22 protein-coding genes and 1 pseudogene are annotated in these 24,161 nt (G+C 48.6%); 9 read left to right on the top strand and 14 right to left on the bottom strand.

The window, feature by feature from the left end:
- Positions 1-75: 75 nt before the first annotated feature.
- Positions 76-510, top strand: coding sequence for a DUF2621 domain-containing protein (locus tag G3255_RS09120; protein ID WP_083509134.1), 435 nt, complete (start codon positions 76-78; stop codon positions 508-510).
- 20 nt (positions 511-530) lie between these two features.
- Here the strand turns inward: G3255_RS09120 and G3255_RS09115 are convergent, their stop codons facing one another.
- From G3255_RS09115 to G3255_RS09085, 7 genes are all read right to left on the bottom strand, one after another.
- A complete protein-coding gene (locus G3255_RS09115; RefSeq protein ID WP_211654189.1) occupies positions 531-1,037 on the bottom strand; it encodes a CcdC family protein in 507 nt (168 codons plus the stop codon).
- Positions 1,030-1,353 (bottom strand): thioredoxin family protein, encoded by a 324-nt coding sequence (locus G3255_RS09110; RefSeq protein WP_211654188.1) that lies wholly within the window; start codon positions 1,351-1,353, stop codon positions 1,030-1,032. The genes G3255_RS09115 and G3255_RS09110 overlap by 8 nt, the downstream gene beginning before the upstream one ends.
- A 15-nt stretch (positions 1,354-1,368) precedes the next feature.
- Positions 1,369-2,079, bottom strand: a complete 711-nt coding sequence (locus tag G3255_RS09105) for a cytochrome c biogenesis CcdA family protein (RefSeq protein WP_211654187.1) — start codon at positions 2,077-2,079, stop codon at positions 1,369-1,371.
- A gap of 248 nt (positions 2,080-2,327) precedes the next feature.
- Complete coding sequence (gene argH / locus G3255_RS09100) at positions 2,328-3,701, bottom strand: argininosuccinate lyase (RefSeq protein ID WP_211654186.1); 1,374 nt, start codon at positions 3,699-3,701, stop codon at positions 2,328-2,330.
- Positions 3,698-4,930, bottom strand: a complete 1,233-nt coding sequence (locus G3255_RS09095) for an argininosuccinate synthase (RefSeq protein WP_211654185.1) — start codon at positions 4,928-4,930, stop codon at positions 3,698-3,700. The genes argH and G3255_RS09095 overlap by 4 nt, the downstream gene beginning before the upstream one ends.
- Before the next feature lie 215 nt (positions 4,931-5,145).
- Positions 5,146-5,739 carry a DUF3221 domain-containing protein gene (locus G3255_RS09090; protein ID WP_211654184.1) on the bottom strand — a complete coding sequence of 198 codons (594 nt, stop codon included), beginning with the start codon at positions 5,737-5,739 and terminating at the stop codon, positions 5,146-5,148.
- Between the two features lie 87 nt (positions 5,740-5,826).
- A complete protein-coding gene (locus G3255_RS09085) occupies positions 5,827-6,777 on the bottom strand; it encodes an MBL fold metallo-hydrolase (RefSeq protein WP_211654183.1) in 951 nt (316 codons plus the stop codon).
- A gap of 372 nt (positions 6,778-7,149) precedes the next feature.
- On the opposite strand from G3255_RS09085, the gene proC reads away from it, so the two are divergent.
- On the top strand, positions 7,150-7,953 hold the full coding sequence (proC, locus tag G3255_RS09080; protein WP_211654182.1) for a pyrroline-5-carboxylate reductase: 804 nt from the start codon (positions 7,150-7,152) through the stop codon (positions 7,951-7,953).
- Between the two features lie 164 nt (positions 7,954-8,117).
- Positions 8,118-9,134, top strand: a complete 1,017-nt coding sequence (gene namA / locus G3255_RS09075) for an NADPH dehydrogenase NamA (protein ID WP_211654181.1) — start codon at positions 8,118-8,120, stop codon at positions 9,132-9,134.
- Between the two features lie 503 nt (positions 9,135-9,637).
- On the opposite strand, the gene G3255_RS09070 is transcribed toward namA, so the two are convergent.
- The 6 genes from G3255_RS09070 to G3255_RS09045 all read right to left on the bottom strand — a co-directional run bounded on the left by G3255_RS09070 (position 9,638) and on the right by G3255_RS09045 (position 16,266).
- A complete protein-coding gene (locus G3255_RS09070) occupies positions 9,638-10,705 on the bottom strand; it encodes an ABC transporter ATP-binding protein (RefSeq protein ID WP_211654180.1) in 1,068 nt (355 codons plus the stop codon).
- Complete coding sequence (locus G3255_RS09065) at positions 10,702-11,529, bottom strand: ABC transporter permease (RefSeq protein WP_211654179.1); 828 nt, start codon at positions 11,527-11,529, stop codon at positions 10,702-10,704. The genes G3255_RS09070 and G3255_RS09065 overlap by 4 nt, the downstream gene beginning before the upstream one ends.
- Positions 11,529-12,413: an ABC transporter permease gene (locus tag G3255_RS09060; protein WP_211654178.1), complete on the bottom strand. Its 885-nt coding sequence runs from the start codon at positions 12,411-12,413 to the stop codon at positions 11,529-11,531. Before G3255_RS09060 ends, G3255_RS09065 begins: the two co-directional genes overlap by 1 nt.
- Positions 12,397-13,641, bottom strand: a complete 1,245-nt coding sequence (locus tag G3255_RS09055; protein WP_211654177.1) for an ABC transporter substrate-binding protein — start codon at positions 13,639-13,641, stop codon at positions 12,397-12,399. Before G3255_RS09055 ends, G3255_RS09060 begins: the two co-directional genes overlap by 17 nt.
- Before the next feature lie 82 nt (positions 13,642-13,723).
- Complete coding sequence (locus tag G3255_RS09050) at positions 13,724-14,386, bottom strand: TVP38/TMEM64 family protein (RefSeq protein ID WP_211654176.1); 663 nt, start codon at positions 14,384-14,386, stop codon at positions 13,724-13,726.
- Positions 14,383-16,266 (bottom strand): FAD-dependent oxidoreductase, encoded by a 1,884-nt coding sequence (locus tag G3255_RS09045; protein WP_211654175.1) that lies wholly within the window; start codon positions 16,264-16,266, stop codon positions 14,383-14,385. The genes G3255_RS09050 and G3255_RS09045 overlap by 4 nt, the downstream gene beginning before the upstream one ends.
- A 187-nt stretch (positions 16,267-16,453) precedes the next feature.
- Here G3255_RS09045 and G3255_RS09040 point away from each other — a divergent pair, with 187 nt between their 5' ends.
- The 6 genes and pseudogenes from G3255_RS09040 to G3255_RS09015 all read left to right on the top strand — a co-directional run bounded on the left by G3255_RS09040 (position 16,454) and on the right by G3255_RS09015 (position 22,165).
- On the top strand, positions 16,454-17,035 hold the full coding sequence (locus tag G3255_RS09040; RefSeq protein WP_211654174.1) for a CDP-alcohol phosphatidyltransferase family protein: 582 nt from the start codon (positions 16,454-16,456) through the stop codon (positions 17,033-17,035).
- 12 nt (positions 17,036-17,047) lie between these two features.
- Complete coding sequence (locus tag G3255_RS09035; RefSeq protein WP_211654173.1) at positions 17,048-18,136, top strand: FAD-dependent oxidoreductase; 1,089 nt, start codon at positions 17,048-17,050, stop codon at positions 18,134-18,136.
- 430 nt (positions 18,137-18,566) lie between these two features.
- Positions 18,567-19,253, top strand: a complete 687-nt coding sequence (locus G3255_RS09030; RefSeq protein ID WP_211654172.1) for a Na-translocating system protein MpsC family protein — start codon at positions 18,567-18,569, stop codon at positions 19,251-19,253.
- A 69-nt stretch (positions 19,254-19,322) separates the two neighbouring features.
- A complete protein-coding gene (locus tag G3255_RS09025; RefSeq protein WP_211654171.1) occupies positions 19,323-20,021 on the top strand; it encodes a Na-translocating system protein MpsC family protein in 699 nt (232 codons plus the stop codon).
- Between the two features lie 209 nt (positions 20,022-20,230).
- Positions 20,231-20,716 carry a DUF948 domain-containing protein gene (locus G3255_RS09020; RefSeq protein ID WP_211654170.1) on the top strand — a complete coding sequence of 162 codons (486 nt, stop codon included), beginning with the start codon at positions 20,231-20,233 and terminating at the stop codon, positions 20,714-20,716.
- A gap of 121 nt (positions 20,717-20,837) precedes the next feature.
- A pseudogene (locus G3255_RS09015) lies at positions 20,838-22,165 on the top strand (IS3 family transposase).
- Positions 22,166-22,279: 114 nt separating this feature from the next.
- Here G3255_RS09015 and G3255_RS09010 read toward each other — a convergent pair.
- Entirely contained in the window at positions 22,280-24,115 is a 1,836-nt protein-coding gene (locus G3255_RS09010; RefSeq protein ID WP_211654169.1) for a beta/alpha barrel domain-containing protein, read from the bottom strand.
- Between the last annotated feature and the right edge of the window lie 46 nt (positions 24,116-24,161).

The raw sequence follows: 24,161 nt of genomic DNA, 5'->3' as shown, positions 1-24,161 counted from the left end.
AAAAGGATACATTTCAGGTGAATTTTTTTTCGTGGGCTTCTATAATGGTATAGAGAATGATTGAGGTGAGACGAAGTGGAATTAGAAGGCTGGTTTTTATGGTTCATATTATTCTGGGTCGTTGTGTTGGTCGGGCTGTTCGCGATCGGCGGCTATTTTATGTTCCGGAAATTCCTGAAATCGATGCCAAAAGAAGACGGCTTGTCGGATCTGAACTGGGAAGAATACTACGTAGAAAAAACGATCCACCTATGGGGAGCCGAAGAAAAAGAGCTATTGAATGAACTCGTACAGCCGGTGCCGGACCTGTTCCGCCCAGTAGCAAAACAAAAAATCGCAGGGCGCATCGGCGAAATCCTGCTTGAGGAAAAGGCCAAGAAAATGGAAATGCAACACATTATCCGCGGCTATATCCAAGCGACGCCAAAACGCGATCACAAATTTTTACGCAAAAAAATGGCCGAACTCGAAATCGATGTCACGCCGTATGAGCAATATTTCGAACAATGACCATAAAAAAACGCTGCTCCCTATTCGGGAACAGCGTTTTTTTGTCCTGCAATCAATTGGTATTTGCGCAGCATCGCGAGACGCCACGGCACAAGCATGCCAAAAGCGAGCAGCCAGAACATGCCGCCGAGCTCCCCGACGTCAATCGAAGAGCTAAGGATAACTTTCGCCAGCAGTCGCACGAGCAACAACCCAAGCAAAATGAAGACGAACGCTTTGGAGCGCTTTAAATAAATTTCCCCGTCACGCACTTCGAACTTCGATGTGCGGATCAAGATAATCGAAAACAAAGCCCCGACGAACAGCGCTTCGGCAATTTGAAGCGGCGCCACCCGGAAAAACGGGAATATGAACATTAAGGCGCCGGTCGACATGAACAAAGGCGGCAAGATGATCTTTTTGACCGATGCCGGCTTCTTTGCCGATTTTGACCGGACAATGATCGCGAGCGTCCCCATGACGAGAGCGCCGATGGTCGTCACAGCAAGAAAGACAGCCGGCGGGATGCTATTGAATAATTCATCCATCCAATTCTGCCTCCAATTCACCGAGGCGGCTCTCCAACTCATCCATGCGCACGAAACGGGCGAACCGCAGCTGTTCTTTCCCTTGCTTGAAAAGAATGACCACAGGTGCCGTGAACAACATCAACTGTCCGGCGATTTCCGGAACGCGCGCTGCATTCACCAAATAGAATGGAATGGATGCGTTTGGTTCCAACCTTTCAACTTGCGGCTTCAGGCCCTCGCATACCGAACAATGATCGGTTTTGACGAATAGCAGAAACGATTCGCCGCTTTCTATTTTCTGTTGGAATTGATCCATTGAAGAAATGGTTTCCATCTCGTCACCTACTTTTTAGAATCCTTGGAAATCCCCGAAAATCGGGCTCAAAATGCGGATAATGTATGTCATGCCGTCAAAGAACAGCAAGACCCCTACCGCGATCATGATGAATCCGCCGACTTTCATGATCGTGCTGTGATGCTTGCGCAGCCAGCCGAGGCGGGTCACGAAAAACGACAGCACGAAAAATGGAATCGCAAAGCCGAGTACATAGGCGAGCATATACCAAATGCCTGAACCCGGGTTGGTCGCAGCAAGTGCATAGATCGCCGCTGTGATTGGTCCGGTACAAGGCGTCCAGCCAGCCGCAAACGCGAGGCCGATAACGAAAGTGCCCAAAAATCCGGAAGGCCGGTTCTTGAACGAGAACTTGCGGTCTTGCATCAAGAATTTCGGGGTGAAGACCCCGACGATCATCAGGCCGAAAATAATGATGAACAAAGCGCCCACTTGGCGGATTAATTCATCGTAGCGCACAAACCATTCATAAAAGAACGATGTGCTGAAGCCCAACGCGATGAAAATGGTGGAAAAGCCCAATAGGAAAAATAAGGTATGGAACATTCCACGGCGTTGCATCACTTTTCGGTCATTTTTAATCTCATCCATGGTCATGCCTGTAATATAGGATAAAAAGGCAGGATACAAAGGCAATGTACATGGCGAGATGAAACTCAAGAATCCGGCACCGAAAGCCAAAAGTAAATTAATATCGGTTGCCATGCGAACACGCTCCTCTCTCTCACGAACTCTATCTTATCAGAGATGATGCGCAAAAACTGCCAAATTGCCTGTGAAATCTTTATGGACATTTTCGTAATCTTCACGCTTTCGCCCTATAATTTGCAGGCAGACAGAAAATGCCCAAGCGCCATAAAAAAAACCGGCTCTCTTTAGGGGGAAGAGAGCCGGGCGCAAGTGCCTGCCTGTTGTACCGAACAAAGCAAGCGCGCATATAAATGGACTAATGATCACCCGATGAGTTTCTTGGCTAGTCCCAATTGATGATGTACTTGATCAAATCCTGTCCCGCCGAGTGAATTGCGGCGTTTGACGGCCGTCTGCGGAAGCAAGGTTTCGTAAATATCGTCTTCAATGAGCGGGCTGGCTGCCTGGAGATCCTCAAGCGGCAGGTCTTTCAAATAATAGCCGCGCTGGATGCACGTGAAGACCAGCTTGCCGGTCACATCATGCGCTTCGCGGAATGGCATGCCTTTCGCCGCCAAATAATCCGCAAGCTCTGTGGCATTTGAGAAGTCGGAGTTCACCGCTTTTTCCATGGAGGCGGTGTTGACATTCATCGTCCGGATCATCCCTTCAAAGATCGGCAAAGACCCCATCAAGGTATGGACCGTGTCAAACATCCCTTCTTTGTCTTCCTGCATATCTTTATTATAGGCAAGGGGCAAGCCTTTCAAAGTCGTCAGCAAGCCGAATAGATTGCCGTAGACACGTCCTGTCTTGCCGCGGACAAGTTCCGCCATATCCGGATTTTTCTTTTGCGGCATGATGCTCGAGCCGGTCGAGAATGTATCATCGAGTTCGATGAAACGGAACTCTTCGCTCGACCACAGGATGATCTCCTCTGCAAAACGGGATAAATGCATCATGAGCATCGATGAGTTGCTGAGAAATTCCAGGATAAAGTCACGGTCGCTGACGGCATCCAGGCTGTTTTGATAGACGCCTGAGAAGCCGAGCAGCTCAGCGGACAGTTCGCGGTCGATCGGGAAACTCGTCCCAGACATCGCCCCTGCCCCGAGTGGCGACACGTCGATGCGCTTTAAGGATTCCTGCATGCGCTCTTTATCGCGCTGCAACATCCAGAAATAAGTCATCAGATGATGACCGAATGAAATCGGTTGCGCGCGCTGGAGATGCGTATACCCCGGCACGACCGTCTCGACATGCGTTTCTGCCTGTTCGACGATCGCTGACTGGAAGGCTTCGATCAGCTCGATGATCTCCGTCACGCGGTTTTTCAAATAGAGATGCATATCCGTTGCGACCTGGTCGTTGCGGCTTCTGCCGGTATGCAGTTTGCCGCCGACAGGGCCGATCTCATCGATCAGGAGTTTTTCTAAATTCAAGTGGATGTCTTCGTTCGATACGCTGTACTCAAGTTCTCTGTTCTCCGCTTTTTTCTGCAGCGTCTGAAGCCCTGACAAGATCAAGTCAGCGTCTTGCTGCGGCAGGATCTTGCAGGAAGACAGCATTTGTACATGCGCCATGCTGCCCTGGAGGTCCTCGAGCACTAATTTCTGGTCAAAGGAAATGGAAGCCCCGAACTCGTCGACCCACTGTTCAGCTGTCTTTTGGAAACGACCGCCCCACAGCTTGGTCATAGCTGTACCTCCTCTTTGACTTGTGCCGTGACCGCAACTTCTTTCTTGTTGATTTTCGAGTTGACGACTGTCGGCAAGCCCCATAGCTCGATGAATCCGACCGCAGACTCGTGGTTGAACGTATCATCTGTTGAATACGTCGCCAGTTCTTCGCTGTACAAGGAGTTCGGCGACTTACGCCCTTCCGTGATGGCGTGCCCTTTGAATAGTTTGACACGCACGGTGCCGTTGACGAATTCCTGTGTTTCTTTCAGGAACGCTTCAAGTGCGATACGCAGTGGAGAGAACCAAAGCCCTTCATAGATCAATTCCGTCATTTTCTTCTCGATGACCGGCTTGAAATGAGCCATTTCTTTTACCAAGGTGATATCTTCAAGTTCTTTGTGCGCGGCGATCAAAGTCATCGCTGCCGGTGCTTCATAGATTTCACGGGATTTGATGCCGACCAGTCTGTTTTCCACATGATCGATTCTGCCGACGCCATGTTTGCCTGCGACATGGTTCAATTCAAAGATCAGATCCGTTAATTTATAGTCGATGCCGTTCAATTTAGTCGGCACGCCTTTGACGAATTCGATTTCCACGATATCCGGCGTATCCGGCGTGTCTTCGAGTGCATTGGTGATATCATATGCATCTGCTGGCGGTGTGGCCCACGGGTCTTCGAGGATGCCGCATTCGTTGGCACGGCCCCATAGGTTCATGTCGATGGAAAACGGGGAATCCAAGTTGACCGGAACCGGCACGTCATGCTGTTTGGCATAAGCGATTTCCTCGTCACGCGACCAGCCCCACTGGCGAACAGGTGCGACGACTTCAAGGTCGGGGTTCAAGGATTTGATGGAAACTTCAAAACGAACTTGGTCGTTGCCTTTTCCTGTGCAGCCGTGGGCCACAGCTGTTGCGCCGCTTTCCACTGCAATTTCCACGAGTTTTTTGGAAATCAACGGACGAGACAATGCAGAAACGAGCGGGTATTTGCCTTCGTATAATGTATGGGCTTGAAGCGAAATGAGTGCATAGTCTTCGGCAAATTCGTCTCTGGCATCAATCATATAGCTTTCGACCGCTCCGACTTGCAGCGCTTTTTGTTTAATGAAGTCCAAGTCTTTTCCTTCTCCGATGTCGAGGCAAACGGCGACGACGTCATAGCCTTGTGATTTGAGCCATGGAATGGCCACCGATGTATCTAGTCCACCTGAGTATGCGAGTACGATTTTTTTGTTCATATAATATGACCTCCTGTATTTTTATGCGTTATATGCGATGAATATACACATAATAACATGGTGATTTTTATAACGCAAGGGAAGACGCGCATAAAATTTCATGTTTTTTAGAGATTATGCAAAAATATTGTGTTTCTTCTATAATAAGAAAAATCAACTTTTGCGCACGCAAAAACCCGAACGGCTCGTCGCCATCCGGGTTTTTCTGTGCTGGGTCATTCCTCTGTGTCTTCTGTTTGTTCTTGGTCTTCTTCATTGCCCATTGTATATTCCAATGTGTTCATGTCGATGCGCACTTCCGTCAATTCGCCTGTTTCCATATTATTGAACAAAAACCCGATTTCATCACCGCGTACGATCGGCTGCCCCATCAAGATCAATTTGGATAATTGTTCTTCGTTGATGAACGCTTGCAATGCTTCTGATTGGCGCAGGGATTCTTCGTCCTGCAAAATGGTGATCTTTTCCGCTTCGCCTTGCATCGGGAACGATTCTTCGAGCGGTCCTGTATAATCTGTTGAAACTTTCATGCCGGTACGCAAGTCGCTAATAACGGCTTCTGTCGTTTCGCCGCCTTCTGCAAACTGGACTTCAACATCTTCCGGTACAGAGAAGTAAATATTATTGATGAGGATGCGCCCTTCCCCAATCTGTGTAATAAAGCCTTCTTCCGTTAAACCTTCCTGTTCAACTGCAATTTCCGGCTCTTCCTCCTTGCTTGTCGGTTCCGTAGGTTCTGACGGTGCGGCATCGTCGGAGCAACCCGCCAATAGCAGGAATCCTGCAAGAAATAAACTAGCTTTTTTCACTTTATCCCAATCCTTTACGCTTAGATTCTTGTTGCAACTCTTAATTTTCAGTTTACCTGCTGAAGCTTGCGCATGCAACTCTGTACATCACGCCTGGCGGTAGACAAAAATGCCGCGGTCGTCAAGCCGCTCTTCGATCAAACCGTCTTCGAGCAAGTAATCGACTTGGCCAATCGTCTCAGACAATGTCAGGCCGAGTTCTTTCTCGTAGGCATGCGGAAATAGCTGCTGCGTCAATTCGTAAACCGACTGCTCGCTCGATCGGTCGAGCATGTCTAGCACTTTCATCGCCCTCAAGTGCTGCTTTTCGAGGCGTGTGGAAACGAGTTCGTGGACATTGCGCACGTCTTCCCCATGGCCGCTGTAGATGACGTCTATCGGCATCTTCAATAGCCGGCCGAGGGAAGCGTTGTACTGCAGCAAGGACTTCGGGCGTCCTTCTTCTGGGTGATACGGCGGTTCAATGAGCGGATTTGACGACACTTTCGCGATGACGTGGTCGCCGCCGATCATCGTGCGTTCCTCCGGATTCCAAAACGATAGATGGCTTTGGGCATGTCCCAAAGTCTCCATAACGTGCCAGTCCGCGTGCCCTGGAATCGTATCGCCTTCATTGATGGCCATATCGAGCGGGCGGTTGCCCATCAAATTGAGCGGCCGCTTCATCTTTTTCATCCAAAACATCAAATCGCCCGGCACGCCCTCTTCTTTCAAGCGCTCCTGATAAAACGCGTCATGGTAATCGAAAAAAGCTTTGTCCCGGCGCAGCCATAAATCATTGTATGGATGGCCATACAGTTTTGCGGCATCAAATCCGTCGACCCATCCTGCGTGATCCGGGTGGTGGTGCGTCAAGACCACTTGTTCAATGTCTTCCGGGGCGACATTTGCCGCCTTCAACCCGGCCTTGAGCGCTTCCCAGGCTTCCGGTGTTTTCGGTCCAGCATCAATCAACGTCAACGCGTCGCCTTTCAATAGATAAGAATTGACATCTCCGACCGCAAATGGCGTCGGGATGGTGATTTTGATCGGTTCCATCATTCCCACTCCCTTAAACTGAATGTCTATTCACTTATCATACCTTGAAAGGCAAGCGCCGTCACGCCGGCTGGCCAATTTGACAAATAAAATTTGTTTACTTATAATTTAATAACATATGTAAGCGTAGATGAAGATTAGTACGGAAGGTGATGGGTACAAGAGAGTGCCGCCAACGCTGAAACGCCGCACCCCCGCTCCCTTCCTGAACCTGCTTCTGAGCTGCCGTGCAAACACGGCCGTCTGTCCGCGATAAGGATATCGAGTTGTGCAAATGTGCAAACTTAGGTGGTACCGCGGAAACAAGCGTTTTCGTCCTTGGAGTAACAGGGATGATTGCGCTTTTTATTTTGAGAAAAGGAAGTGGAATGTATGAAAATTGTATGTGTGGGGGCCGGATCGATGGCCGAATCCATGATCCATGGCTGGATTAACAAGCGAATTATGAAACCGGATGAAATTTCCGTCATGAACCGGTCAGATCAGGACCGTCTGGAATTTCTCCACGATGAATACGGCGTCAATATCGTTTGCGATGACAAGACTGAACTACGAGATGCTGATTTCATTCTGCTCGCGATGAAACCGAAAGATGTCGAAGTGGCCTTGAAAGGCATTCGCGAAAAATTGAGCGGCGATACTGTTATCGTTTCAGTCGCGGCAGGCGTTTCGATTGAGACGATCCAAAAACATGTCGGTGATTTCGCCGTTGCCCGTGCCATGCCGAATACGTCGGCACAAATCGGCAAATCGGCCACAGGCGTCGCCTGGAGCAAATTTGTCACCAAAGAACAGCAGCACTTGCTGAGAAAGCTCTTGTCATCGATCGGCGGCGTGACAGTCGTGGAAGAAGACCAGTTACACGCAGTGACTGGCATTGCCGGAAGCGGCCCAGCGTATCTCTATTACTTCGCGGAGTCCATGGTACAAGCGGGAATCGACAACGGCTTATCGTCTGCAGATGCCAAAAAACTTGTACGCCAAACATTCGATGGTGCAGCGGAAATGCTCCAGCAAGAAGATTTCGGCGAATTGCGCAAACGTGTCACGAGCCCGAACGGCACGACCGCCGCTGGACTTCAAGCCCTCTACGATAACGACTTCAAGCGCATCGTCGGTGATTGCGTCACATCCGCCGCCAACCGCTCCCGTGAACTCGGGAAAGAATTCGAATAAGAAACCCCTAACACCCCGCAGAAGCGACGACTTTTGCGGGGTGTTTCCATTTACATGGATGTTCGGGCTGCTAAAGAACCATGGCAGCAAGGCTTTCGAATCGAAGCCACGCAGGATTTCCGGTATACTAATTTCTTGTATAGATACTGAAGGAGGAATTTTACGTGGCAAAACTTTTTGAAGAATTCGAGCTAAAAGGCGTCCATTTCAAAAACCGCATCGTCATGGCGCCGATGTGCATGTATCAAAGCGATAAAGAAGACGGACATGTCACCGATTGGCACCGCGTCCATTATCCGACACGGGCAGTCGGCGGCGTCGGGTTGATCATCACCGAAGCGACCGCCGTTCAGCCGATCGGGCGCATTTCATCCCGAGATCTCGGCATATGGGATGATGCCCATATCGATGGACAGGCGGAAATCGTCCGCTTGATGAAAGCAAACGGTGCGAAAACCGGCATCCAATTGGCGCATGCCGGCAGAAAAGCGACCGTCGACGGCGATATTCAGGCACCGAGCGCGATTGCCTTTAACGATAAATACAAAACCCCGAAAGCGATGACAATTGAAGAAATCGATGACACCGTCCAAGCATTCCGAGACGGCGCAGTGCGAGCGAAACAAGCCGGCTTCGATGTCATCGAAATTCATGCTGCCCATGGCTATTTAATCAATCAGTTCTTATCTCCGTTGACCAACCAACGCACCGACGAGTACGGTGGCAGCAGCGAGAACCGCTACCGCCTGCTGCGCCGCGTACTGGATGAAGTGAATGCAGTTTGGGAAGGGCCTCTGTTCGTGCGTATTTCCGCAGAAGATTACACAGACGGCGGCATGACGCCTGAACAATACGTAGAGATGACCAAATGGATGAAACAGCAGAACGTCGATTTGATTGATGTCAGTTCAGGGGCTGTCGTGCCGGCACAGATTCCGGTGTTCCCTGGCTATCAAGTGAATTTTGCAGAAACGATCAAAAAAGAAACACCGATTGCAACCGGCGCTGTCGGCTTGATCACGGAGCCGCGCCATGCTGAAGAAATTCTCCAGAATGGCCGTGCCGATTTCATCTTCCTGGCACGCGAATTGCTGCGTAACCCGTATTGGGCCTACACTGCCGCTCAGACGCTTGGAGCCGATATCGAAGCTCCTGTGCCTTATGAGCGGGGTTGGATATGAGACAGTTGCAAAATAGCTGTAATTTAGTATACTGAAAGTAACGAAAAAAAACCGGATGCTGTGTGCATCCGGCCAGCTGCATGCCGCCTTTCGAGGGCGGTCGGCTGGACACTATAGGTTTACGAAATAACCGTCAGCCCACGCCAATGGGACGGTTATTTTTTTTTCGGAATGACCAGAATCAAGGATAAGACGAGCGTCAATGCGCTAATCGTCAACCCGACACTCGTGAACACAAGCGAAAATGCTTCTGCCATGGTCATGCTACCACCCCCTTTCTATAGGGAATGGCCAAACCGCCCTCATGCAGCTGTACCTCTATTTTAACACAAACAGAACACTTGTTCTATTAATAACTGTAAAAATAATCAGTAAAAATAACCCAATTTCAAGCAACGCTCTCTAGGATGCTCCCTTTTCAGAAGGCATGCTCTTGTTAAGTAGGACGCATATACAAAGCCCCTCGCCATCATTGTGGCAAGGGGCTTTGTACTTGAATGATGCTATTCTTTCAGGAACCAGACTTTCTGCATATCCACTAGCAAACTGATCGGTTCTCCGACTGCTGTTTCTTCAGCTTGTGGTGTGGTAACTACACATTCCAGCAACTGATTCCCTGTATTTACTTTCAGGCTGTACATGCCGCGGCCATATTTCATTTCCTCGACAATGCCCTTAACCGGGACATGGCCCAATTGGTCGCCTTCCGCAGCTTTGATCGCTTCGGGCCTGATGACCATAAAATAATCACCGTCTGCCAGCTGCTTGGCAACATCCGCTTCAATCATTCCGTCAGAGGAGACAAAACGGCCATCTTTCAGTACGCCGCTCAAGATATTCCGCAAGCCAAGGAAAGAAGCGACCGCTGTAGTTTCGGGGCGTTCGTACAATTCTCTAGCACTGCCGACCTGGCGCAATTGCCCTTCGCTCATGACCGCGATTCGATCAGATAATGCGAAAGCTTCGTCGCGGTCATGCGTAACGAACAAGACGGTAACGCGAAAATCTTTTTGGATGCGGCTTAGCAGCTCGCGCATTTCTTCCCGCAAGCCCGGATCGAGCGCGCTGAATGGTTCATCCATCAACAAGACGCGCGGATTCGCCACCAAAGCCCGGGCGAGTGCCACGCGCTGCTGCTGACCGCCGCTGAGTTCGTCAGGAAAGCGGCGGCCGAATTCGTTGAGCCCTACATGTTCAAGCATATCGTGCGCAGCTTTCAAGCGCTGCTTTTTGCCGACTTTCTGCATTTTCAAGCCAAAAGCGACATTGTCTTCGATGGTTTTATGCGGAAACAGCAACGATTGCTGAAACACCATGGCAAATTGTCTCGATTCAGGCGGCACATTTGTCAGGTTTTTATCCCCTACCCAAATCTCCCCGCCATCTGCTTTCAATAAGCCAGCAACCAATTTCAGCAAAGTCGTCTTGCCGCAGCCGGAAGGCCCAAGAAGCGAGAAGAACTCTCCTTCGCGAATGGACAGCCGGACTGGGCGAAGCATGAACGACGCATCGTTTTTCGGCTGTACGGCTTGGTACCGCTTTTCTATATCGATGATGCGCAAATCACTCACGGTTTCACTCCTTTCCCCGAGTCCTGTGGGGCTTTATTCAGTTGATAATAACGTTTTAAAGCGGCGTCCATTCCAACTAAAGCCGCAATAGCAATGGCTGCATAGAGCAATGAATAAGCCGATGCAATGCCTGGGTCTCCTCCACTGACAAACGGGAACAGCAAAATCGGCAAGGTAACCACTTGGCCAGCACCGATGATGAAGGTGATCAAGTATTGGCTCAAGGAAATCAAGACGCTTAAACTTGCGCCTGCCAATATGCCTGGCAACAGATGCGGCAGCACGACGTGAAAGAATCGCGGCAGCGCACGCGCCCCTAGCATGCGCGCTTGGTCTTCCCAATCCGCTGACAAGGTTTGATAGCTAATCATGACTGCACGGAACATATATGGCAAAGTCGGCGCGATATGTGCCAACACGACCCCAAGAACAGTTTCAGTCAATCCGAGCCGCAAAAAGGTCAAGTGGATCCCCATGACTGAGATAAAAGGCGGAATGATGATTGGCGCAAAAATGACCGCTTCGAATAGCCATCTGCCGCGGACTGAATAACGCACCAACGCGTTGGCCGCCGGGAGCGCCAGTAAGATGTTCACGGCTGTTACAATCAAGGCAATCCATAAGCTGATCCCGACCGCTTGCCATGTTCGCCCGTCATTCAATACATATTCCCAGGCACGAAAACTCCATGACTCAGGCAACACATCCGGCCAGCGCCAACTGAATGACACGCTAGATAAAATCAAGGGAACAAATGGGACGACGACAAAAATGATTAATGCGATGAATGCAAACAAGGACAGAAGCTGCGGATGTTTTTTCATTAGCCCCACCCCTTGAGTACGTTCCAGCGCTTACTGAAGTAATACGCCACTAGGCCCAGTAAAATCGTGATAGCCGCGAGAATCATGTTGACCGCGAGCGCTTCGGGGCGATCCGAAAGCGTGCCGCTTGTGTACAGCTGATACGAGTAAACCGGCAATACGCTTGGATAAGTGACACCCAGCAGATAAGGCACTTCAAAAGCGGAAAAAGTAAACACAAAGACGATGAACGTCGCAATCGCCCACGCCGGCATTATGGCCGGCACGACTATTTCCCGGACAAATTGCCAATTACCCGCACCGAAAACGCGCGACACTTCACGCCAGGAGCCGTGGATCCGCGACAGCACCGGATACAGCATAAGCGCCACAAAAGGCGCTTCTTTCCAAGCATACGTGAGGATGATTCCCCATCCGAACGGGTCATTGACGAGCACCGGGAAAGCCGTGATGCCGTCGATCCACCCAAACGCTACAAGTATTCTCGATACAAATCCACTTTGGGTGAACAGCAGTACGACGATATAGCCGGCGACCAGATGCGGTATGGTCAATGGCAATTGGAACAAGCGATGCCAAGCTTTTGGCGAGGTCGTTTTCGTAGATTCATTGAGAAAAAACAAAGCTACAGCAATTAGCGCCCCGATAACGGCTGATAGGAGCGAAGACAAGGCAGCTACCCGCAGCGTGAGTTCCATCGATTCCCAGAAAGAGGCGGAATGCAGGAGCCTGTCGTAGGCCGCAAGGTTCAACTCCGTTTCCCCGATCGCCGGAAAATAGCCGAAGCTTTTCAACAGCCCGTCAAAAATCCCCCCGAAAAACAGGAGGATATAGGTAGCGGCGGCCGGCAGCAGCAAAAGATACGGTTTACTCTTTCGCCACATGTTCCGTCCATCCTTTTTCAATGATATCAATGTAATCCGAGGACAATTCAGGCAAGCGATTTTGTTCCAATTCTTCTATTGAAAGTGTCGCTTCCCCCAGATCCACTTCATTCATCGTCTGTTGCTGCTCGGGCGATAATTTTTCCAAATCGAGTGCCGTTAAGTCGCCCCAATTCTCTGGTGATAATTTAGCGGTTTGGGCGGCAGGCGACATTAGTTCATTGATTGCGACAAGCGCTCCCGCTTTATCCGAGGCATTAAACGGAATCGACAGGAAATGCGTATTCGCAAGTGTTCCGCCGTCTAATAGATAGGTGCGGGTCGACTCCGGAAAGCGTCCCTTCAACACTTCACTTGCAGCAAGTGCCGGGTCGTAGCTCATGGTCATGCCGATTTCACCGCTCGCAAACAATTGGTCTTGTTTCGCCAAGCTTTCCGGATACGTTTCGCCTTCCCGCCACAAATACGGCTCAATGCTGTTCAGGTATTGCCACATCGGCTCAAGGCGTTCTTCCAAATCTTCAATGTCTGCTGCAGGCTGCTGATACTGCTCGTGTCCCCCGGTCGTTTCATACAACACCTGGCGGACAAAAGCACTTCCTGTGAAATCAGGCGGTGCGGGGTATGTGAACTGGCCCGGATTCTGTTTCACCCAATCAGCAAGTTCTGTCATTGACTTGGGCGGATTCTCGTGTTGGTTCGCATCGTGCACGAAGACGAATTGCGCCTTGCCCCACGGTGCTTCCAAGCCTTCTACCGGTTCTCCGAAATCCTGTGAAACTTCCGGTGCATCCGCATCGACGTAGTCATTGAAGTTCGGCAATTGTCCGGTGAAATCTCCCCACAACAAGTCATTGTCTTTCGCAGCTTTGAAATTTTCACCGTTGATCCAGACAATGTCTATGCTGCCATCCGTTTTGCCGGCCGTTTTTTCATCGAGCAATTGATTGATGATGTCTTGTGCATCATTCATTGGCACGCGCACCAACTCGATGCCGTGCTGTTCTTTCATGCGCGGTGCGACCCAGTCATCCAGATAATTATTGATGTTGTCGTTTCCGCCCCACATGTACATATTGACTTCCTGGCCTTGTGCGTTGTCTTGAATAACGCCCCAGTCATCCGTCAATAAGCTATCTGCATCGGTTGCACTTCCTGCTTCCTCAGATGAACACGCTGACAAGGCAAGTGCCAGCATGCCAATTGCCGTTATTGGATATAGTTTCATTTGTCCCACTTCCTAATCCCTTTTATGCTGCTTCTCTGTATTTCTTATTCAAGCCTCCACAATGGCTTAACTATTAGAGCAATCAATTCGATTTATCTGAATCGCCGCCTGCTTTCCGGTTCCAGCGATTGCGGATCAAAATTGGGACGACCGTCAAAATAACGAATACGACGATCGCCGCTGCAATGATTTTTGGGTTTCCGCTGACAAAGCTGCTGCCGAGAAAATTATAGGCGAAGGTTCCGGGAATGATGCCGATCAAGGTCGCCAAGGCAAACGATGTGAAACGTACTTTGGCAATCGCTGCCATATAGCTGATCAAATCGAAGTTGATAACCGGGATCAGCCGAAACAACAGCACATATAAAAATCCGTTGTGTTCCATTTGCGCCTGAAATTTGGCAGCGTTCCCTGTCCACTCTTTTGTAACGATGCTTCTGCCGACCACCTTTGCGACAAGAAAGGACAGCATTGCCCCCAAAGTCGCGCCAATGATGGTGTAAAAGGTTCCCATCCAAGCACCGAAAGCCAAGCCGCCGGCAATCGATAACACCGAGGCCGGGAAGAAAATCAGCGGCCTGATGGTGTAAACGATAATGTAAATGACAGGCGCCCATAACCCGAACGATAAAATCCAGCTGCGAAGGTCTTCCGCTTCTACATCAAAAACGGAACGGCTGAGCCAGATACCCAAGCCGATGGCTACAGCCACCAGCAGCCATTTGGCGATGCGTTTTTTATTCATGAATTGCGCGTGTGGGTCGAAATACTTGAATAGAGTTCTTTCATTTCATTATAGCGCTTGCGGTTGACTCCTTGGTCTGAATAACCGACACGTGATGCTGAGCGGAATTCGATTTGCTGCGCGGCATCATTAAAGTAAAATTCGATGTCATCCTTGAATTTCAACAGTTTGCTCGAAGCAATTGCGTAAACGTAATCGTTATTCACTTGTGCAATTCGGATGCCTTCATAGCTTTTCAACATGCCGATCAAGTTCTTTTTCGCTTGCTCTTTGCTGCCATTGTACGGCCATGCCGGCACGGATTTGCTTCGCGACGTCGTTTGCGAAGAAACGGCATTCGGCGTAGAAGGCACTTCTGTGAGACGGCCATTTTCAACCCCAAGTTGTGGCTTGGTGTTGTTTTGTATCGCCATATTGGCAATGCCAAATCCGGTGGCTGCTGCAGCGCCATACAAGCCGATTTTTTTCACAGGCAACTCTCCTGCTTTAGCTTTGTTGAAGGTTTTGACGACCGGTTGGTTGAGCAGGTTATCGACATAGACCTTCTTGCCGATTTTCACCAGCACTTCGCTATAAGTTGGATACGGGTGGATTACGCTGGATAATTTACCCATATTGATCCCAAGAGTTTTGAGTGTCTGAATTTGGCTAATGATTTCACCAGCTCTGTCGCCCAAAATACTCGCTCCGAGAATATGGCCTTTTTTATCGAGAACGATCTTCACTTTGCCGATAGACCCTTGTTTCGTATTTGCACGGTCGATATCCGCATAATCCTGTTCGTAAACGCGAATTGAATCGCCGTGTTGTTCGCGTGCCTGAGCTTCGGACAAGCCAGAGTGGCCGAGTTCCGGATCCGTGTATGTACACCAGGTCACATTGTCGTAATTCATCTTGCGGTTGATTGGCAAAATGGCATTCTGAGTCGCTGTGATGCCTTGTGCGTTGGCCATATGCGAGAGTTGATAAGGGCCGACCACATCTCCAATGGCATAGATGCCTTTGGCCGTCGTTTCCATATGTTCGTCTACTTGGATGCGTTTCTTATCGTACTCGACCCCAGCTGTTTCCAGATTATAGCCGGATACATTTGCTTGCCGTCCGAGCGCTACGAGGAGCCCCTCGTTTGAAACAGTCATTTCCTTGCCGTCTTTTTCGACCGTCAGTTCAATTTGGCTGCCTTGTTGAGCAGCTTTCACTGCTGCCACACCGGCATGGATCGTGACGCCTTCTTCGACGAGCCGCTGTTGGATCATCAGCGCAAGTTCTTCGTCATCGTTTGATAAGATGCGATCCGATTTTTCAACCAGCGTCACCTTAACGCCGAGACGGTTGAGCGCTTGGCTCATTTCGACACCGATCGGGCCTGCGCCGAGAATGGTCATCGTTTTTGGGAATGATTCCAATTTGAAGATGGATTCATTGGTCAGGTAATCCACTTCCCTCAAGCCATCGATCGGCGGCACTAGCGGAGTCGAGCCAGTAGAGAGGATGATTTTTTTCGCTTCAATCGTTTCCCCGTCCACTTCCAAGGTATTCGGCCCTGTGAATGTGGCGTAAGCGTTGATAAAGTCGATGCCGGATTCTTGCAAGACTTCCGGCGATTCCCCAGCGTATACTTTTTGAATGACTTTTTGGATATCTTTCAACACTTCTGATGTATCGACTTTCAGCTCAGGTGAATATTTTTTGGCGTGATGGACTTCCTTCGCGATATTGATAAGCGATTTGCTCGGAATGCAGCCGGACCATGTACATTCCCCGCCTGGCAGATTCTTGTCGATCAGCACGGTCTTTTTCGAAAATCCTGCGGCTGTAAAAGCGGCAGTCAGGCCTGCTGCGCCCGCTCCAATAATTGCGATATCGTATTTCTTGGTCATATCCATCAATTCCTTTCTTGTATCGTGAATTAAATATATCTTAACAAACACTTCTATATACTTACCCCTATTTACCCTCGCTTAGTCTGCTTAAAAAAAATCCCCTCAGTTCAGAGAGTTCTGCAGGGGGGCTATACGACAATATGCTTTATACTTAGAATATCTTTTACATGAAAAGGTGAATTATATGCTCGATACATACGCAAGAAAACATGTACAACCAGCTGTCGACAAGACCGCTGATTATCTATTGAAAAAAGGCTGCACTGCTGATGGCGTGACCAAGACCGCTTTTGCCATCGGCTTGTCCTCCGGTATTTTCATTTATTTGGACTTACCGGTTCTGGCGCTCTTCGCGCTTTGGCTATCCGGATTTTTGGATGTGGTCGACGGGACGATGGCGAGAAAAACGAAGCCTTCCCCTTGGGGCACGCTGCTCGACATCAGTTTTGACCGCTTGGTGGAAATCAGCGTGATCTTGGGGCTCGCTTTCCGCTTTCCGGACTCGATGTGGGCTTTGCTGCTACTAAGTGCATCGATCATCGTCGCCATGACCGTTTTTTTAACCGTCGGGGCATTATCCGAAAAACAAGGGATGAAATCATTCTATTATCAAGCCGGTCTTGCTGAACGGACAGAAGGGTTTATCCTGTTTACTTTGATGATCGTCTTTTCTCCATACTTGACGGCGATCACCCTTTTGTTCATCGCCGTGCAGATTTTCACCATTATTCAGCGCATGGCCGAGGCCAAACGGATTTTGTCGTAAGGAGTGTTTAACATGAAGATTGTTGTCCTGGTTGGAGGTGGCCATGCACATTTGCATAGCCTTTCACAATTTGCAAAAAAACCGCGGGAAGATGTGCAGCTGGTGCTCATCTCGCCTGCGGTGCATCAATACTATTCGGGGATGTTTTCCGGATTCACTGAAGGTGTTTACGGTTTGGATGAGATCCGCATCGATTTGAAACAGCTCGCCCAAAAAATCGGCGCGGCTTTCTATCAAGACACCATCTGCGCCATCGACGCGAACTCTCGCACACTGATTGGCCAACATGGCGAGACCTATCCCTATGATGCAGTGTCTTTTGACATCGGGTCGCAGACAGATAGTCCGGAAGCGCTTAGAAACTACATCTCACCGATCAAGCCCAATTATCATTTTCCAGATCAACTAATAAAGTTCCGAAAATCCGCCAAGCCTGTCATTGTCGGAGGCGGCGCATCGGGCGTGGAATTGGCTTTCTCTACATACGCCTGGCGAATGCGACGGCATTTGAGCGACGCTTTACTGTTTAGTTCCGGAGCTCTGCTATCGGCTCAAGGAGCGGCCGTTTCGAGAAAAATCGAGGCAGTCGCCCGGAAAAAAGCATTGCCTTTTTTCACGGATGTAACTATAGAAGATATTGACGCAACTTCCGTCACTACAAGCACCGGCACTTCTTATCCCCAGTCAGACGTGCTCTGGTTGACCGGACCAAAAAGCCCTAGCTTGTTCGAACAGTCGGGCATGCCAGTCGACCGTTCTGGATTTCTGGCTGTCCATGAAACACTTCAATCGCTCCGTTACCCCGAAGTCTTCGGTGCAGGCGATTGCGTCTCGATCGACCGCTATCCGGACCTTGCGAAAAACGGGGTCTATGCGGTTCGCCAAGGCCCTGTTTTGTGGGGCAATCTATTAAATTTCCTCGACGGAAATGCATTGTCCCCTTTCGTTCCGCAAAAGCGCTACGTCGCGATTCTTTCCACGGGCGGCGGCGAAGCGTTCTTGACTTACGGAAATTGGAGTGTGCACGGAAAAACCCCCTGGAAACTCAAGCAGTACATCGACAAGAAATTCATGACGACCTATCAAACGATTTATAGGTAAGCTTTTTTCCGTCCATGATGCGACAATGGCTAATAGCTTTTCAATATTGCTTGCCTAAAGCCTCCTTTATTCCCGTACGAGAAGCGTACGCCCCTTCCGGAATAGCGTCTTGAAATTTTTTTCCTTTCTCGCTATAATTCTTAATACAGTAGTTGAATCATCTAGCGCGAACATCAAGCGGGCTTCAGTGCACATAGTTAAATGAAATGATAAAAATGCAGCATGGGCTGCCATATTGGAATTGCGCAGAGTATAAACCTGACAATAGAGCTGGGAATAACGCCAAAGAGAATGAATCATTCTTTTTGGCGTCTTTTTTTATTCTATGCCAGTTAAAAAATCCGTTACTATCATCTAACCTTCCGAACTTCCAATCGTCTGCACTTTGCTAAACCAATACTTTTAAAAAACTCGAAAAGGAGCCTTTACATTGAATGTAAACCATATTAATGACATGAAAATCAGGCACTATACCGAAAAATTTCTTGTCGACCATTTTGGTGAAAAAGCCAATCAAATAAGAGTAACCTATGCCCCACCGTTTTTGCTTATCCATCTAAACGGTTTCCTGCTTCCGACAGAGCGAATCTTTGTAGAGAAAGGGCAATTAGAGAAGGTTATAGAAACGCGTGATATTCTCATCCAATCAGTTAAGCCAACTTTATTGGAAGAAATTCAGCAATTTACAGACATTAAATTATTGGATTTGTACGCAGACTGGAACCTGCATCAGCAAACAGGTTTATTGATTGTCAAAATGGAAAAAGGTGAATCTGACTATCCATTGCCACAGTCGCTTAACCAAGAAGCTCTCTACGAAATTGTCTTGATGAACAGCATGCGTTCGCAAAGAAAGCCGGATGAAATTAATTTCTATTGGTTGAGCGACCAAGTTCTTCTAGTCGAGCGAATAGGTATTTTAGTAGACATTGAAAAACAATTGCTAAAAAATGGCCTAAACGAAGAACTGCGTTTAGCCAAGCTGCCAATGGAGAGACGAATCCTCACTTTATTCAACCTAGAAGGCCACTTAAATCGACAGATAGAAGATTTGTTTGTCGATTGGGATTTTCCCCAAGACCGCAGCTATATGGTTTTCATTTTAACCGAGGAATGAATGTTGAAAGTACGTAGTTAAGAAATCGCAAATAGCCGGTTATGTTACGCCGGGAAGGAGCTAGCATCTATGCAAGAAGAAAGATCTGTTCAATCAGAAGTATCGGGGTATATTTCGAATTTGCTTCGCCAACATTTTGGGAAAGGACCGACTTCTGTTTATGTCACGATTAAAAGACCCTATGTCACCATCCATTTTCGGGGATTTGTCAGCCCGATGGAGAAAATCCTTCTCGATCAAGATGAATGGAAGCGGGTACTGGAAACCAGGGATTTTATGTTCAATGCATTAAAATCCGAAATTTTAAATGAGCTTTTGAACTTCACACAATTGGAGTTTACGGAATTGTACGCCGATTGGAACTTAGTCCATAAAACCGGCATGTTTATTGGGGTAATTGGCAAGGAATCTCCAACAGTCGCTTATGGTTGGCCAGCAAGTTCACAACAGGAAAGTTTTCATGCACTCATCGAGCAAGTGAATGAACAAGCTGAACGAAAACCTGACCTTATTGAGACTTTTTGGCTCAGCAATAGAACATTGCTAGTAAAGCGAAGCGGTATTCTTGTCGGCATTGAGAGGGCTTTAATCGAAAATGGTTATATGGAGATTCTTAAGTTGACCAAAAGACCGCTTGAGCAGCAATTGCTAAACGAAGCGCCTTTGTCTAAAGCATTGGGCCGGGAAATCATTGAAACATTTATGGATTGGAACTTCGAACAGGACCTTGGATATATTGTTTTTGTATTGAAATCGGAAATGCGTTAATGCAAAAATAAATTCTTTATTTCGTGATTCATGCATTTATTTAAAATTCTTATACTATACATATGACCAATCCGGCTCATAGTTCCATCTGCCTTTTACAAACCGTAATGGAACTCAAATCGAGCTGATTAGTCATAGTTTATGTGTTAAAGCCTCTTAAAAACGGGTATGGTCTACTTAATACACAAACTATAGAGGAGGAAATCCCGATGGATCCTATAATCTGGCTTTACATAGCGCTTGGAATCATTGTCCTTGGCCTGATCGTCGCCATCGTCGGTGTGGTGATGTTGCTATCCGGCATCAAAGAGCCGATGAAAGAAATGAAAGGTTCGGCAGACAACTTAAAAGGCCGTATGGACAAGCTAATTCTTGAGACAACTCATTTGCAGCACACAACGAATGAATTGAAAGAAGACATCCAACAGAAATCCGAGAAAGTGGCCGTCCTGGTCGACGGGGCAAAAGGAACGATTAATTCAGTCATCGACATGAATTCGGTGGTCCGCAGCATTACTTCGGACATTTCAAAGAAAGTCGAAGACGACCCTGCCAACCGCTTCCAAGTCAACCAATACAGCAACAACGCAGCCGGCTTGATGAACTACTTGGATAAGAAGAAAAACCAGGATCAAACAACTGCAACTTATAATCCGGAACCCCCAGCTACACAACAGGTATCCAAAAATTATTAACATTGAAAAGTGAACTGAACCCCAAATGGTAGACACTTTAAAAAGTGCCCCCCATTTGGGGTTTTTTCTGTTTTCAGACCCCGGTATACTAAACATATCTACTGGAACGGGAGAGGTTGTTATGAGTAAAATTATCTTTAACGAACACCAACGACGCATCTTGGAAGCGAACCCGAATGTTAAAACGGTCACCGATCGAACGATTCAATACATCCCTGAATTTAAGGTGAAGGCTGTCCAAGAGAATTTGCAAGGCAAAGGACCGTCGCAAATCTTTGTTGAAAACGGATTCGACCTGATGGTCATTGGGGCGAAAAAACCCAAAGAGACATTGAAGCGTTGGCGGAAAACATTCGACCTTTATGGCGAGGAAGGGTTTTGGGAAGAGCGCCGTGGAAAAGGCAGTACCGGCCGGCCCTCTACCCAAGAACTCTCTGCCGAGAAACAGCTGGAGAAGGCGAAAGCACGCATCAAATATCTGGAAGCCGAAAATGAGTTGCTAAAGAAGCTCGAGGAACTCGAGAGGCAGGCGAAGAAACGCAATTGACCCCAGCGGAAAAATTCGAAGCGATCAATGCAGTGGTCCGGAAATTCCGACTGAAGAATTTGGTGGGGGCTTTGTGCCAAACAGCGGAAGTCAGTCGAAGTGGCTACTATGCTTGGCTGAAGAAAGTGGAACAGCACGCCATTCGCGAAGAACAGGACTATGAAGATTACCTGTTGCTGAAAAGCATCTACGATGCGCATCGTGGGAAAGTCGGGTATCGCACCTTTTATATGATCCTTACTGAACTGCTGTAAACGCCGATGAATCATAAGAAAATCTTACGTCTCATGCGCAAATTCAATCTCTTTGCCAAAATCCGGCGAGCGAATCCTTATAAGCAAATCGCCAAAGCCACACAGGAACACGCCGTCTGTCCAAACCTGTTAGACCGTAAGTTTAAACTAGACGAACCCGGCAAGGTCTTCGTCACGGATATAACGTATCTCCCTAACCGTTCGGGACAGATGGCGTATCTGTCCGCTGTGAAAGATGTCGCCACCCGCGAAATCGTCGCCTACGAAGTGACGACGACGCTTACGATGGAAATTGTGTACCGCACGTTAAGAAAACTGAAGGAAGCATTGGATGACAATGTTCACCCGGAAGCGATGATCCATTCCGATCAAGGCTTCCACTACACCCACCCCGAATACCAACGACGCGTGAAGAAAATGAAATTGACCCAATCGATGTCCCGCAGGGGCAACTGTCTCGACAACGCCCCCATCGAATCGTTTTTTGGTCACTTTAAAGATGATGTCGACTTTAAACAGGCAACCAGCCTAGAGGAATTGAAAGCACTGGTGGATGAGTACATGGCGTATTACAATGGAACGCGCAAACAATGGAATCTAAAAAAGATGACTCCGGCACAATACCGAAGTCATCTGATCGCAGCTTAGCTGCCGGGTGCTTTTATTAAATTGTCCACAAAATGGGGCTCAGTTCAAAGCAGCCCTCGAGGCTGTTTTTTTTTATACAAAAAAATACTTGCCGGCTCATTTGCCGGCAAGTTGCTATTTGATGAAAAAGAATTTCTTGGACAAGGCCAAACCACTTGCGAATAGCACTAAAGCTACGTAAGCCGGCAGGATATGGATAAAGTTCGTATAGCCGATCACGTAATGAATGATGTTGGCCGCACCGAACGCCGGCAGCCCGCCGAAAAGAAATGTGTACCACACCCACCGCTGCCCTTCCTGGAATCCCCACAGCGCAAGCATTAAGACGAGCAGCCCGACGCTGACCAAGGCGCTGCCAAGCCCTGCACGGTCATGCGCAATCACAGGGATGAGCCGTTCGTTAATGGAAGCGATTTGTTCAGGGCTCATGCAAATAAAAGCGATGTCGGTTTGGACGAATACGCCGTTTACGCCGATTGTCGAAATGACCAGCCCTGCTGCTGCGAGCGCAAATCCGAGTGCGACAAACGCCAGCTGGCCCCAGAGGCTGCGCTTCCATGCCAGATGGTTCGTCCGGTTGCGTGATGGCGAATGTTCGCTATGATTTTTGGATGCCTGGTAGCCTTTCCAGAAAAACGGCAGCAGAATGAGCCAAAGAATGCCGTGGAGCCAGTCAAAATAACCGAATCCGATAAACAATAAAATGCCGAGGAACCCCAATACGCCTGCGATGTGAATGGCGCGTTTTGCCCATTCCAGCCCGTAACGGACGCCGTGCCTCGCCAATTGCATATAGAGAATGCCGCCGGAAACCATCGCACCGGCTACGGTCATCCGATCATGCTGCATAAAATAGTAAATATTCGGATTGATCGCCATGAGTTCTTCTCGCGTTAAATTCAAAAATGCCTCATCGTACGGCATAAGGACGATGGTCATGCTGACGAGCATTGCCACTGCCCCGCCGAGGAACATGAACAAGCCGAATAGCCAATGCCAAATCCAGCCATCGTACACAGGAGGCGAAGCTATTCGTTGGTCCAGCAAACCTTCATTGATGCGCTTCGGCAAACCGGGGCCGGTCCTGACATAGCCGCCCGAAAGCATCACCAAATCAGCTCCTGCCTCGTATAAAGCCAGTGCATCTTTCGGTTCAGCGATTCCGCCCGAGACGATGATCGGAATTGTGCTGTGCTGCCGGATGGATGATACTTGTTCAGCCAGTAGAAGGGTTTGGTCAAGCGCATATTTCATGCCTTCGCCCGTGTCTGTTCCCTGTTCATCGATGACGATTCCGTCTATGTATGTTTCATTAGCTGCCAGTTCCATAACAGCCGAATCGGTTCCATGCGCGGAACTGGCAGTTAACATCGGCTTGCCGTTAATCGCTTTTTTAAAAGACTGCCACTGTTCCTCGCTGAACGGCTCTTCAATGATAAAAGCTTCTCCATACGCAGACAACTTGTTCAATAAAGAACGCGTTTGTTCAAAAGAGCCGTTCTTTCCTACGCGAATGAAAATCGGCTTGTTGAACGGCTTTAGCTTGTCCAGTTTATCGATCGTTTGCTTGAGGCCAGGTGATTCCAGATGGTATGGAAAAACCAAATTATCTTTGGAGTCGCTGAATGATGGCGAACCCGTTTCCACTGGCTCCCATGACACCGGGCCGATTTCGATAAAGCCCATTCCCAAATGGCTGAATGCCTTCGTTCCGGAAAGCAAGGGATCGATTTTCCCGCTCAAGCCGACGGGGTTGGCGATCTTCAAACCGAACAGCTCCGTTTCCAGCTGCTTGGCTGGAGCCGTGTGCCCCAAATATTCGATGAGTTTGCTTCCGCCGGGAATCGAGGCAATCCGATGCATGCCCTTATGGATAAACGCTCTCCCGGTTTTTGCCGGCAAGCGGGAAAGTGTCGGTTCAAACATCGTATGATAAGTCCAATCCGGCAAGAAAATCACGTCCTAAAACAAAGTATGCTGTTATTTTACCTTATTT

The sequence above is a fragment of the Planococcus sp. MSAK28401 genome, from assembly GCF_018283455.1.
GTDB lineage: Bacteria > Bacillota > Bacilli > Bacillales_A > Planococcaceae > Planococcus > Planococcus alpniumensis.
The sequence above is the reverse complement of the archived record's forward strand: the minus strand, read 5'-3'. Positions and strand labels throughout refer to the sequence as shown.